General features: G+C 72.0%; 12 protein-coding genes and 1 pseudogene. 9 read left to right on the forward strand and 4 right to left on the reverse strand.

From position 1 onward, the window contains the following. Window positions 1-17: 17 nt before the first annotated feature. On the forward strand, window positions 18-272 hold the full coding sequence (locus tag AB0F04_RS24245; protein WP_362044440.1) for a hypothetical protein: 255 nt from the start codon (window positions 18-20) through the stop codon (window positions 270-272). 141 nt (window positions 273-413) lie between these two features. Here the strand turns inward: AB0F04_RS24245 and AB0F04_RS24250 are convergent, their stop codons facing one another. After that, complete coding sequence (locus AB0F04_RS24250; protein WP_362044442.1) at window positions 414-1,022, reverse strand: hypothetical protein; 609 nt, start codon at window positions 1,020-1,022, stop codon at window positions 414-416. A gap of 136 nt (window positions 1,023-1,158) precedes the next feature. Here AB0F04_RS24250 and AB0F04_RS24255 point away from each other — a divergent pair, with 136 nt between their 5' ends. Beyond that, window positions 1,159-2,337: a serine hydrolase domain-containing protein gene (locus AB0F04_RS24255; protein ID WP_362044444.1), complete on the forward strand. Its 1,179-nt coding sequence runs from the start codon at window positions 1,159-1,161 to the stop codon at window positions 2,335-2,337. 124 nt (window positions 2,338-2,461) lie between these two features. On the opposite strand, the gene AB0F04_RS24260 is transcribed toward AB0F04_RS24255, so the two are convergent. Continuing rightward, entirely contained in the window at window positions 2,462-4,003 is a 1,542-nt protein-coding gene (locus AB0F04_RS24260) for a glycoside hydrolase family 43 protein (RefSeq protein ID WP_362044446.1), read from the reverse strand. Window positions 4,004-4,399: 396 nt separating this feature from the next. On the opposite strand from AB0F04_RS24260, the pseudogene AB0F04_RS24265 reads away from it, so the two are divergent. The 5 genes and pseudogenes from AB0F04_RS24265 to AB0F04_RS24285 all read left to right on the forward strand — a co-directional run. Further along, window positions 4,400-5,434: pseudogene (locus AB0F04_RS24265) on the forward strand (endo-1,4-beta-xylanase); the annotation flags it as partial. 310 nt (window positions 5,435-5,744) lie between these two features. Beyond that, window positions 5,745-6,710 carry a glycoside hydrolase family 6 protein gene (locus AB0F04_RS24270; protein WP_362044448.1) on the forward strand — a complete coding sequence of 322 codons (966 nt, stop codon included), beginning with the start codon at window positions 5,745-5,747 and terminating at the stop codon, window positions 6,708-6,710. A 258-nt stretch (window positions 6,711-6,968) separates the two neighbouring features. Continuing rightward, window positions 6,969-7,961: a dihydroxyacetone kinase subunit DhaK gene (dhaK, locus tag AB0F04_RS24275; RefSeq protein WP_362044449.1), complete on the forward strand. Its 993-nt coding sequence runs from the start codon at window positions 6,969-6,971 to the stop codon at window positions 7,959-7,961. 48 nt (window positions 7,962-8,009) lie between these two features. After that, window positions 8,010-8,609: a dihydroxyacetone kinase subunit DhaL gene (gene dhaL / locus AB0F04_RS24280; RefSeq protein ID WP_362044451.1), complete on the forward strand. Its 600-nt coding sequence runs from the start codon at window positions 8,010-8,012 to the stop codon at window positions 8,607-8,609. Then, a complete protein-coding gene (locus tag AB0F04_RS24285; RefSeq protein WP_362044452.1) occupies window positions 8,602-9,012 on the forward strand; it encodes a PTS fructose transporter subunit IIA in 411 nt (136 codons plus the stop codon). The genes dhaL and AB0F04_RS24285 overlap by 8 nt, the downstream gene beginning before the upstream one ends. Before the next feature lie 67 nt (window positions 9,013-9,079). Here AB0F04_RS24285 and AB0F04_RS24290 read toward each other — a convergent pair whose 3' ends face one another. Beyond that, on the reverse strand, window positions 9,080-9,799 hold the full coding sequence (locus AB0F04_RS24290; RefSeq protein WP_362044453.1) for a glycoside hydrolase family 75 protein: 720 nt from the start codon (window positions 9,797-9,799) through the stop codon (window positions 9,080-9,082). Between the two features lie 421 nt (window positions 9,800-10,220). Between AB0F04_RS24290 and AB0F04_RS24295 the strand changes: the two genes are divergently transcribed. Next, a complete protein-coding gene (locus AB0F04_RS24295; RefSeq protein ID WP_362044454.1) occupies window positions 10,221-11,201 on the forward strand; it encodes a fibronectin type III domain-containing protein in 981 nt (326 codons plus the stop codon). Window positions 11,202-11,371: 170 nt separating this feature from the next. Next, a complete protein-coding gene (locus tag AB0F04_RS24300; protein ID WP_362044455.1) occupies window positions 11,372-11,911 on the forward strand; it encodes a hypothetical protein in 540 nt (179 codons plus the stop codon). A gap of 229 nt (window positions 11,912-12,140) precedes the next feature. On the opposite strand, the gene AB0F04_RS24305 is transcribed toward AB0F04_RS24300, so the two are convergent. Further along, complete coding sequence (locus tag AB0F04_RS24305) at window positions 12,141-12,692, reverse strand: PadR family transcriptional regulator (RefSeq protein WP_362044456.1); 552 nt, start codon at window positions 12,690-12,692, stop codon at window positions 12,141-12,143.

Consider the following 12,692-nt stretch of genomic DNA (forward strand, 5'->3'; position numbering starts at 1 on the left):
GGCCGGGTTCAGCGGCCGTGGCCGTCCTCGCGGGGCAGCGGCCCGGCACCGGCAAGGCGGCCCGGGCGACGGGTGGCGTGGCGCTCGCCCGGGCCTGGGTCTTCCCGGGCGGCCAGCGCATCGGCCACGGCGCCGGTGACGAGGCCGTGGACCGCCTTGCGCGGGACGTCCACGGCGAGTTCCGTGCGGGGCCAGGTGGCGGGCGGGGCGCCGACTCCGGTGGCGTTCTCCCGGATCTGATCATTGGTGAGGGGAGTCGGGGCGGCCGGTGACGGCCTGCTCGATCTTCTCGCCGAGCGTCATCACGACGCCTCCAGCGGTACCGGCGACCAGCCCCCGCCACAGTGCGCGACCGATGATGCGGCGCCGGGTACCCGGTCACGCCCGCTTCCCGCACGCCCGGGCCGGTGGCCTCAGTGACCGTAGGGCGGTTCGAAGCAGCCGGTCTCGAGGTACGGGCCGTGGGCCCGCACCTCGAAGTTCGACTTCTGCACGAACCCCGACACGCAGGCGTCGTCGTGCACGCGCAGGGCGACCCGTGCCCCCTCGGGCGTGACGTAGCCGTCGTCCTTCCAGCGCTGGGACATCCCCGTGACGGTGAGTGTGCCGCCGACGCGCTTGCCGTCCTTCGTGACGCGCTCCTCCTCGTAGCCGAGCCGGAGCAGGGCCGTCCGTACGGTCCCGGGGTCCCACTTCCGCCGCTCCCACAGCCGTTGCAGCACCGGCCTCAGGCGGTCGGCCTCCCGCTGGGCGTCCTTCGCGTGGGCCGGAGTCATGTCGCCCTCACGGCGGAAAGCGTTGTTCTCGTTGTAGTGCGGGGCGCCGTCACCGGCGCCCGGCTCCACGTACGGCGACGCTCCCGGGGCGCTGGACGAGGGCGCGCCCGACGGCGTGGAGCCGGTGGAGGCCGCGCCGGCCCGCGCGTCCGGGGCGCGCACGTCACCGCAGGCCGCGAGAGACGCGACGAGGGCGGCGGCCAGAGCGAGAGAAGCGGCCGGGCGGGCGAGCAGCGAGGTGGACATGCAGCCGACCCTCTCATCGGCGCGGCCTTCCTGGGGGTCGTTCTCCTGCGCTCCTCGAGGAGTCGGGGTGCGATCGGGGATCCCTCGGGGGCGTCCCCGATGCGCGGTCACAGTCCTTCCTGGAAGCGTGAGGTGCATGACCTCGACCCCCATGTCACGAAGGGCCTTCGCGGGCGCTGCCCTGACGGGAGCGACCGCCCTGGCCGCCCTTACCGTGCTGCCCGCGCGGAGCGCCGTCGCGTCCCCCGCTTCAGCCACGCCTCTCCCACCACTGGATACCACCGCGCTGCGGGCGGCGATCGATGATCTGGAGCATCCGCCGTCGACCGCGGCCCAGTTACGCGTCGGCGGCGCGGCCGGCTCCTGGCAGGCTTCCTCAGGTGTGGCCGACATCAGGACGCGGCGGCCGGTGACGGGGCACGACAAGGTCCGCATCGGCAGCATCACCAAGGTCTTCGTGGCCACGGTGGTGCTGCAACTCGTGGCCGAGGGCCGGGCCGCTCTGGACCAGCCGGTGCGGCACATCCTGCCGGGACTGCTGCCGGCCCGCTTCTCGCCCGTCACCGTAGGACATCTGCTGGACCACACCAGCGGGTTGCCGGACCACGTGGGCATCCCCGAACCGGCGAGCGCGGAAGAGGTGTTGCAGCACCGCTTCGACCACTGGACCCCACAGGAGTGGGTGGCGACGGCGACGCACGGAGCACCGAAGTTCACCCCGGGCACGCGGCAGGAGTACCGCGGCGTCAACTATGTACTGGCCGCACTGATCATCGACGAGGTGACCGGACGCCCATACGGCGAGGCCGTAGCCGCCCGCGTCCTGCGCCCGCTGGGCCTGGCCGGCACCGTCGTACCGGGCGACGACCCCCGCATCCACGGGCGGCACGTGCGCGGCTACCTGGAGATGGCCGACGGTGGCCTGAGGGACGTCACCGTGTACGACCAGTCGGCCGGCCGGGGCGAGGGCGACATGATCTCCACCCCCCGCGACCTCGACCGCATGCTCACCGCCCTGTTCTCCGGCGAACTGCTCCCGCCGGAGCTGCTGCAACTGATGTTCACGCTGCCACCGCAGGACGTGCGCATGCTGGACGGCTCACCGGCCCGCTACAGCACCGGGCTTCAGCGGGCCGACGTCAACGGCGTGACGTTCTGGGGCAAGACCGGCGAGACCTACGGCTACAAGAACGCCGCGTTCTCCACCCGTGACCGGCAACGCAGCTTCGTGCTCACCTACAACCCGACGACCGCCCGCAACGGTGAGGAGGGCCGGATGATCGCCCGGGTCGCGGACCTGCTCACCCGCCGCTGAGCGAACCCTCGTGTCGTGTCGCCGGACAGCACCGTGCGGTGTCGTGAGGAGCCGCATGTCCGGCAGCCCCGCCCCGGCGCAGTCGCCCCGGGACCAGGCTGTGGAGGCCAACTACCCTTCGTGGTCACCGCGGTGTCGTCGCGGTGGCGGCCGGGGAGCGGGAGGCGCCGGGGGTGAACTGCCACCAGTTCATGTTGAGGAGGTAACCGCTGCCGCCGCTGAACCGCAGGTAGAGGTCCTGGGTTCCGGTCGCGCCGGAGACCGGGCAGGTCACCGTCGTCCAGGTCTGCCAGCCCCCGGTGTTCGGCACGCCGCACCGGCCCACGACCGTCCCGCTCGGCGAACCCAGGCGCAGTTCGACGGTGCCGCCGCCGCTGCCCGAGGCCACGCGCGCGGTGAAGGAGGACGCGCCCGGCCCGAACGCCACGCCCTTGACCTTGAGGTAGTCGCCGTTGTCGATCCAGCCGACGTTCATTCCGCCTTCGGCGGCCGGCTCTGTCTCGATGCCGGACCCCCAGGCGAGCGTCTCTGCCTCCTGGCGTACGAACGGGTTGAGCGTGCCGTTCTGGGGGGCGCCGCCGTTCGTCATGTTGATCAACGGGATGGTGCCGTCGGCGTTGTAGGAGAACCTCTCCACCGCCACCGAGCGCGTGAAGCCGCCACCGCCCGGGAGTGCGCCGTTGTGGTAGAAGAAGTACGAACTGCCCTTGAAGTCCACGATCCCGGGGTGATTCGTGAAGCTGCTGCCCTGGGTGGGCATGACCGTCCCGCGGTAGGTCCAGGGCCCGGTCGGGCCGGGCGCGGTGGAGTAGGCGATGAACTCCGAGCAGCACTTGGCCGCGAACACCATGTAGTAGAGGCCGTTCCGCTTGTAGACCCAGGGTCCCTCCTCGTACAGCGTGGGACGGTTGGGGTCACCGGTGCGGGTACCGAAGCCAGCGGTGGTGAGCGGGATCCTGGTGGGGCTGCCCGAGTAGGACGTCATGTCGGCGTTGAGCCTGACGTAGGTCAGGTTCGGGTTGCCCCAGTACAGGTAGGCCTGGCCGTTGTCGTCGATGAAGACGGTCGGGTCGATCTCCCCGTTCTCCACCAGCGGACGGCCGAGGGCGTCCCGGAACGGGCCGGTGGGGCTGTCGGAGACCGCCACGCCGATGGCCATCCGGCCGGTCGCCCGGTTCTTCACGGGCACGTACCAGTAGAACCGGCCGTTGCGCTCCACGGCCTGTCCGGCCCACGCGTCGGCGGACGCCCAGCTGAAGGTGGCCAGGCTGAGAGGTGAACCGTGGTCGGTCCAGTTGACCATGTCGGCGGAGGACCACACCCGCCAGTCCTTCATGGTGAAGTAGGTGGAGCCGTCCTCGTCGTGCCCGGTGTAGAGGTACACCCGCCCGTTGTGGACCAGCGGGGCCGGGTCGGCGGTGTAGACGTGCTGGACGATGGGGTTGTCGGCGCGGGCGGCGGTGGAACCGACCGCGGCGGGGACGACGGAGAACGCCAGCAGCAGGCCCAGGGTCCAGGCGACGGCCCGGACGAGCCCGGTGGCGGGGGTGGGTGAGGGCCGAGCCGGGATCATCGCGACCTCCGGGGAGCGTCGAGGGGTGGACGCCGTCAGCACGGTGGTCGCGAGACGGCCGGGGCGTGCGGTGTCACGTGCATGACATCTCATGGGTTCGAAATTTCGCATGCCATTCCGAAACTCATGATGCCAGGGATGGTAGACGGAGGCACGAACATGTCAACAGCGCGAGCTTCCGTATCGGACAGGCGATGGACCTGCGGCGATTCGGCCCTCAGCACTCCGAATGTTTCGAAGTGAAAATCGAATAGTGCGGGAGGGATTGACGAGGCTCACAAGCCTCCTATCATCCAGGATGCTCGACGCACCGACGTACGTCCGACATGCCGAACCGATGCAGTGCTCCACCTGTACGAGGCACAGCTCCTCCAGGCTCCTGGGCTCCCGATTCGCCCTTCTCCACCACGCCCACGGGCGCCCGCCACCCCGCGCCCTCAAAGCGACCGATCGCGCCGTGCAACCCCCCACCCCTCCCAGAGGAACACCATGAATCCACTGAAACGGCTCGGCTGTCGCCGAGCCTCCGTCCTGGGCCTGCTGGCCGCGACCGTCCTGGTGACCCCGGGGACCGCGACCGGTGCGCCCGACGCCGTGCAGGCCTCCACCCTGGGCGCTCAAGCGGCCCAGTCCGGACGGTACTTCGGAACCGCCGTGGCCGCCGGACGGCTCGGCGACGGCAAATACACCGGCATCCTGGACCGCGAGTTCAATTCGGTCACTGCCGAGAACGAGATGAAGTGGGACGCGACCGAGCCCTCGCGTGGCTCGTTCACGTTCAGCCGCGCCGACCAGATCGCCAATCGCGCGCAGGCCCGCGGTCAGCGGCTGCGCGGCCACACCCTGGTCTGGCACTCCCAACTGCCCGAGTGGGTCCGCTCCATCAGGGACGCGAACACGCTGCGCGGCGTGATGAACAACCACATCACCACCGTGATGAACCGCTACAAGGGCCGGATCCACTCCTGGGACGTGGTCAACGAGGCCTTCGCCGACGGCGGCAGCGGCCAGATGCGCAGCTCGGTCTTCCGGGACGTGCTGGGCACCGGCTTCATCGAACAGGCCTTCCGCACGGCGCGATCGGCGGACCCGGCCGCCAAGCTCTGCTACAACGACTACAACATCGAGAACTGGAGCGACGCCAAGACGCAGGGCGTCTACCGCATGGTGCGCGACTTCAAGGCGCGCGGGGTGCCCATCGACTGCGTTGGCCTCCAGGCCCACTTCGGCGCCGGCGGCCCGCCCGGCAGCTTCCAGACGACGCTGTCGAGCTTCGCCGCCCTCGGGGTGGACGTCCAGATCACCGAGCTCGACATCGCGCAGGCACCGACGACGGCCTACGCGAACACGGTGCGGGCCTGCCTGAACGTCGCGCGCTGCACCGGCATCACGGTCTGGGGCATCCGCGACAGCGACTCGTGGCGCAGCGGCGAGAACCCGCTGCTGTTCGACCGCAACGGCAACAAGAAGCCGGCGTACAACGCGACCCTGACGGCGATGGGCGGCACGCCCGCCGCGACCCGCGGTGCACCTCCCGCCACCCGAGGCGCGTCCGACTCCGGCCGCGGCACGCCGGCAGCGCCCGACATGATCAGGGCCGGCCACGACCAGACCTGACCATTACCGCCTGCCGGCTCCAGTACCTCTACCAGGGCATGAACCCCGACGCGGGCGGTGACTACAACCTGCTCCCGTGGCGGCTCGGCCTGCTCACCCAGACGAACTCGACCTGCTGACCGAGCGTGTCGCCGGGAGCGCTTCCGATGGGAGCGCTCCCTCCCCGGCTCGCCGTCGACCTTCGCACGCCCCCTGCCAGAAAGCCGAGGTACCCGTCATGCGCCGCAGACTCCTCGCCCTGGTGGCAGCGCTCTCCTCACTGCCGCTGGCCCTCGCCGCAGCCCCGACCGCTCACGCGGCCGACCCGACGACCATGACCAACGGGTTCTACGCCGACCCCGACTCCAGCGCGAAACGGTGGGTCGCCGCCAACTCCGGCGACGGCCGGGCCTCCGCGATCAACGCCTCCATCGCCAATACTCCGACGGCCCGCTGGTTCGGCTCCTGGAGCGGCAGCATCTCCGCCGCCACCGGCGCGTACGCGGGCGCCGCGGACGCCCGGGACAAGCTGCCCCTCCTGGTCGCCTACAACATCTACAACCGTGACTACTGCGGCGGACACTCCGCGGGCGGAGCCTCCTCACCGTCCGCCTACGCGAGCTGGATCGCCCAGTTCGCGGGCGGGATCGCCGGCCGCCCGGCCGTCGTCGTCCTCGAACCGGACTCCCTCGGGGACTACGGCTGCATGAACCAGGCGCAGATCGACGAACGCGAGGGCATGCTGACCGGCGCGCTCGCCGAGTTCAACCGCCGAGCCCCCAACACCTGGGTCTACCTCGACGCCGGCAACCCGGCCTGGGCGAGCGCGGCGACCATGGCCCAGCGGCTTCACGAAGCCGGTGTCCGGCAGGCCCACGGTTTCTCGCTCAACGTCTCCAACTACCTCACCACGGCCGAGAACATCTCGTACGCCGCCGCCGTCAACAGGGAACTGAGCGCCCGGTACGGCTACACCAAGCCGTTCGTCGTGGACACCAGCCGCAACGGCAACGGCTCGAACGGCCAGTGGTGCAACCCCTCGGGCCGCCGCATCGGCACTCCCACCCGGCTGGGCGGCGGCGCCGAGATGCTCTTGTGGATCAAGGTTCCCGGCGAGTCCGACGGCAACTGCGGCGTGGGCGGCGGCTCCTCGGCCGGGCAGTTCCTTCCCGAGGTCGCCTACAAGATGATCTACGGCTACTGAACCCGGCCCGTTCGGGCGCTTCCTGTGCTCCGTGCCCGGCCGTTCCGGCAGCGGCAACCAGGTCGGCACGGAGGCTGATCCGGCACCACGGCCGAGACCGACCGCGTCCTCCACGGGTGCGGTCGGCCTCGGCCTGTTGGGCGTTGCGGTCCGGGACGGACCGATGCGATCAGTCAAGATCGACAACTGGTCAAACGTGGGGTGGGCTGCGAAGCTGGAGTTCGAGGGCTCATCTACTAGGTTGTCTAGGAGGTACCCGTGAAGATGCTGATCAACGTCCCGGAAAGCGTGGTCGCGGATGCGCTGCGCGGTCTGTCGGCTGCCCACCCGGAGCTGACCGTGGACGTGGAGAACCGGGTGATCGTGCGGCGGGACGCTCCCGTCGCCGGACAGGTGGGGCTGGTCTCGGGCGGGGGGTCGGGGCACGAGCCCTTGCACGGCGGTTTCGTGGGCCCCGGCATGCTGTCGGCGGCCTGTCCGGGCGAGGTCTTCACCTCCCCCGTGCCCGACCAGATGCTGCGCGCGGCCGCCGCCGTGGACAGCGGGGCCGGCGTGCTGTTCATCGTGAAGAACTACACCGGGGACGTACTCAACTTCGACATGGCCGCCGAGATGGCCGAGGACGAGGGCATCCAGGTCGCGAAGGTGCTCGTCAACGACGACGTGGCGGTGACCGACAGTCTCTACACGGCGGGACGTCGTGGTACGGGCGCGACCCTGTTCGTGGAGAAGATCGCGGGCGCCGCCGCGGCCGAGGGCATGCCCCTGGAGCGGGTCGAGGCCATCGCCCGTCAGGTGAACGAGAGCTCCCGGAGCTTCGGGATCGCACTGAGTGCCTGCAGCACCCCGGCCAAGGGCAGCCCCACCTTCGATCTGCCTCCCGGTGAGCTGGAGTTGGGCATCGGCATCCACGGCGAGCCCGGCCGGGAGCGGCGCGCCATGATGACCTCCGGGGAGATCGCCGAGGCCGCCGTCGAGGCGGTGGTGGAGGACCTTCAGCCGCGCAATCCGGTGCTGGTCCTGGTCAACGGCATGGGCGCGACACCGCTGCTGGAGCTGTACGGCTTCAACGCCGAGGTCCACCGGGTGCTCGCCCAGCGCGGCGTCCCGGTGGCGCGCGTCCTCGTGGGGAACTACGTCACCTCCCTGGACATGGCGGGCGCCTCGCTGACCCTGTGCCAGGTCGACGAGGAGCTGCTGCGGCTGTACGACGCGCCCGTCAAGACCCCGGGCCTGCGCTGGGGTGTGTGACCCCAGGGGGTAGAGGAGCACCACGTACCTACCAGGCAAGGAGATCCAGTGCTCGACGCCGATTTCTTCCGCCGTTGGATGACGGCGACCGCCGCGTCCGTCGACCGTGAGGCGGAACGGCTCACCGCCCTCGACTCCCCCATCGGGGACGCCGATCACGGCAGCAACCTCCAGCGCGGGTTCACGGCTGTGGCGGCCGCGCTAGAGAAGGAAGCCCCCGGCACGCCCGGCGGTGTCCTGACCCTGGCCGGACGCCGGCTGATCTCGACGGTCGGCGGCGCGTCGGGGCCGCTGTACGGGACGCTGCTGCGCCGTACCGGCAAGGCGCTGGGCGATGCCGAGGAGGTCAGTGCGGAGCAGTTGGCCGAGGCCTTGCGGGCGGGGGTGGACGCGGTCATGACCCTCGGCGGCGCCGCCCCGGGCGACAAGACCATGATCGACGCCCTGGTACCCGCGGTGGACGCGCTCGGCGACTCGTTCGCCGCGGCCCGTGCCGCGGCGGAGGAGGGCGCGGTCGCGACGACGCCGCTGCAGGCACGCAAGGGCCGGGCGAGTTACGTGGGCGAGCGCAGCATCGGCCACCAGGATCCGGGTGCCACGTCGTCGGCGCTGCTGATCGCCGGACTCGTGGAGGCCGCCGGTGAGTGACGAGCAGCTGGTGGGAATCGTGCTGGTGTCGCACAGCGCGGAGGTGGCCGCGTCGGTCGCCGAGCTGGCGAAGGGGCTCGCGGGCGGTGGCCTGGCCGTACCCGTCGCTCCGGCGGGCGGTACCGAGGGCGGCGGGCTCGGCACCAGCTCGGAACTGATCGCCGCGGCGGCCGCGTCCGTCGATCGCGGTGCCGGAGTCGCCGTCCTCACCGATCTGGGCAGCGCGGTGCTCACCGTGAAGGCGCTGCTGGCGGAGGGCGACGAACTCCCCGAGCGGACTCGTCTGGTGGACGCCCCCTTCGTGGAGGGGGCGGTGGCCGCGGTCGTCACGGCGTCCACCGGGGCGGACCTGGCGGCGGTGGAGGCGGCCGCCACGGAGGCGTACACCTACCGGAAGGTGTAGTGCCGGCTGCGGCCGGGCACACCGAAGCGACGGTGTGCCCGGCCGCGGGCGTGCCGGTGAGGTGCCGTCAGCCCTTCGGCCCCCGTCCACCCGGCCCGTCCGCCCGGCTCCCTGCGGCGAACCGCCTCGCCACCCGCTCCCCTTCGGTCACGGCGGCGGCCGGGTCCTCGATGGGCGACACCTTGGTGTTCTTGAAGACGATGTAGGTGACGCCGGAGGGTGCACCGCCGCCGTGCGGATGGGCGCGGATGCCGAGGGCCTTGGCGGTCGCGTAGGACGCCTCTCCGATGATGCCCTGCGGGCCCGCGTCGCCGACGACCGCGTACTGCACGCGGTCGCGGTACACGACGGCCACCACCGACCCCCCACCGATGCCGTGGTCCCGGTAGTCCCACAGGCGGCTCGGCGCGGGTACGACGATGAAGGGCAGGCGTTCGGCGCTCAGCGGGCGGCCGTCCGACTGGGAGTAGGCCGTGCTCGCGGCGAAGTAGGGGTCGGTGCGTACGTTGCAGCGGGTCCCGGGCCGGCCGTCGCAGTCGATGTCCATGTCGGCCTTCCAGAACACGACGTCGCGGGTGCCGCACACGGGAATGGTCGCGGGTGCGCCGTAGTCGCTGCGGTAGCGGCCCCGGGAGACGGGAGTGCAGTCGCGCACCTCGGCGAGCAGCTCGGTGGCGGTCACGGTGCTTTCGCGCCATGCCGTGGGCTGGGGGTGGGCGGCGGGGGGTGTCGTCGGGGCGAGCAGGGCGGCGCTGGCCGCGGCCAGGGTGAGCGACTGGACACGCACGATAGGGGAGCCTCTCATGGGGGACCTGACGGGCACTCAGGCCAATCTGTTCCCGCGATGATCACCCGGCCACCGCTGGAGGGCCGGACGGCGCACGTCCTCAACCCCCGACGGGGGCCGGGGGCCTGAGTCCGCGTAAGGCTCCGGCCCGTCGGCCACCCGGCGGCCGACATGGGTACTGCGACGGCAGCGGACCGAGCGACGAGGCCCAACTCCTTGCCCGATGAGACGAGTTCGGCCATGAGGGCTTCGGCATCCGCAACCCCCCGGGCGGTCACACACGACATGCGGGCGACGCCCGTCCCGGCCACCAACCCGGTTGGACCGGACGCCCTCTTGATGAGGTCCCGCCAATGGCGTCATATTGGTCCGGACCATTCCCGTGAGCCGGCCGGCCGACCACCCCCTCGGAGGCAGTGTCGTGCGAGGACGTTCCACTCCCACACTCCTCCTGTGCCGTCTCGCGCTCTGCGGCACCCTCGCGCTGGTCGCCTCCTGCGGCCCGGCCGGCCCGGAGGAGGGGGACGGCGGCCGGGTGCCCGGTGCGCCCACGGGTGTCACCGCCACGTCGGGCAGCGCGAGGAGCGTGCATGTCATGTGGAACACGGCCGACCGGGCCGACGTCTACGAGGTGTATCGCGGCACCACGAAGGTCAAGGAGGTCCCGGGCTCGCGGCACATGGTGGATGTCACCGGGCTCCGGCCCGCCACGCTGTACGTCTTCTCCGTGCGGGCGCGGGGCGCCGACGGGCGGCTCGGGCCGCCGAGCCGCCGGGTGCGCGCGAGGACACCGGCGGCCGTGGCGGACGACCACTCCGCGCCGGCCCGCCCGTCGGCACCCCGCGGCCGGGCGGTGGGAAGCCGCGCGGTTCAGCTGTCCTGGTCCGCCTCGACGGACGACCGGGGTGTGGTGTCGTACGACATCCACCAGGGAGGTACGAAGATCCACAGTGTGGGCGGAGGCCAGACCGCCGCCGTGCTCACGGGACTGCGGCCGGGCACGCGCTACGCGTTCACCGTCCGGGCCCGGGACGCGGCCGGCAACATCTCCCCCGTCTCACCCACCGTCCGCCTCACCACTCCGGGCACCGACGACGGCCTGGCCACCGCCCCCACCGGCTTCCGGGCGACGGCCCACCGTGCGGACGGGGCGTACCACCTGGACCTGAGCTGGGTGCCGCCCCGCGTGGACGGTGAGGTCACCGAGTACCGGATCGAGCTGGACGGCCGGCCCGCCACGTCCCTCGTGTTCGGCGCCGGCGCCCCGCGCGGCCGGGCCACGTACAGCTTCTACGTGGGGCGTGGAGCCGGTGTCACCCACCGGGTCCGGATCAGGGCGATGCTGCCGGACGGCACCTGGGGAGGTCTCTCGGAGGAGCGGGCGGTGACGACGGGGCCCTGACGTGCTGTGCGGTATCGGCCGGGCGGCGGAACCCGTCACCTGCACGGGGGCGCTCGGAGTGCGGCCGTCGCCGGGGGCGCCTTGGCTGGCTCCGAGGCAGCACGGGCGTTCCCCGACCCTCGGCGGCGCAAGGGATGCACCGCCGACCGTGCCGCCGGAGGGCAGTCCACATGCGCAACTCATCGTCAGTTCTCCGCTCCGGCCTGACCGTGGCAGTCGCCGCGCTGCCCCTCGCCCTGACCGCCGTGCCCGCCGTCGCGGGCCCTGGCATCTCCGTGAGCACCACAGGATCCACGGTGTCGGTCACGACGAGTACGTGCACCCAGATCAACGGCAGCTGGGGCACCGCCTCACTCCTCACCAGCAGTCAGGGCAGTTTCGCCCAGGGCCGCCAGGTGACGCTGTCGGGGACGCCCACGAGCCAGTCCGCGGCCTGGTCGAACGTCTCACCGGGCACGTACACGGTCATCGTCGTCTGCTCGGACGGCACCACCGCGGGCACGCAGTCCGTCGTGGTCTCCACCGTCCCCTCCCCCTCGCGGACCGCGTCTCCCTCGGTGTCGCCCTCCCGCGGTGTGATGGGCGGGACCGGCGGCAGCACGACGGACTACGGGACCGTCACGCTGGTGGCCGGCGGCACGCTGGTCGGCGCGGGCCTCATCGGGACGGCCTGGTACCTGCGCCGGCGCAACAAGCCGTACCGGCTCTGACCCGGTACGGACGGCGGCCCGCCCGCCCGAAGCGCTCCGGGCGGGCGGGCCGCCGTCATTCCGTGTCCGGGGCCGCCGGGCCGGCCGGGCGGTCGGGTCCGCGGAATCGGTCGGGGCCGCCGGGTTCGCCGGGGCGGCCGGGTCTGCCGCGTCCGTCAGTGGGTCGGGTCCGCCGGGGCGGTCAGGTCCGCCGGAGCTCCCGCCGAGGCGGTCAGGTCGGCCTGGCCGGTCAGGTGGGTTCGCCGTCCGGGAGTTCGGCGACCTCCGCCAGGGCGCGGTGGAGCCACTGGGTCCAGAAGGTCTCCAGGTCGATACCGGCCCGCAGCACGAGATGCCGCAGCCGGTCCTCGGTGCCGCCCCGGCCGGGCGGGAAGTCGCGCCTCTCGATCTCCTCGTACTCCGCCAGCTGCCGTTCGTGCAGCTCCAGATGGCGCCGCAGATCGGCCTCCAGGCCCGCCGTGCCGACCACGGCCGCCGCCCGGAGCCGCAGCAGCAGGGCGTCGCGGTGGGGCTTGGGGTCCTGGGAGGCGGAGGTCCAGCGGGCCAGTTCGGCGCGGCCCGCGGGCAGGACCTCGTAGCTCTTCTTCTGCCCGCGGGCCGGCTGCTCGGACGGCAGGGCCCGGATGAGGCCGTCGGCCTCCAGTCTCCCGAGCTCGCGATAGATCTGCTGGTGCGTCGCCGACCAGAAGTAGCCGATGGACCGGTCGAAGCGGCGGGTCAGCTCCAGGCCCGACGACGGCTTCTCGAGCAGGGCGGTCAGGATCGCGTGCGGGAGTGACAT

Origin of the sequence: Streptomyces sp. NPDC029041 (assembly GCF_040637515.1) — a bacterium.
Lineage (GTDB): Bacteria > Actinomycetota > Actinomycetes > Streptomycetales > Streptomycetaceae > Streptomyces.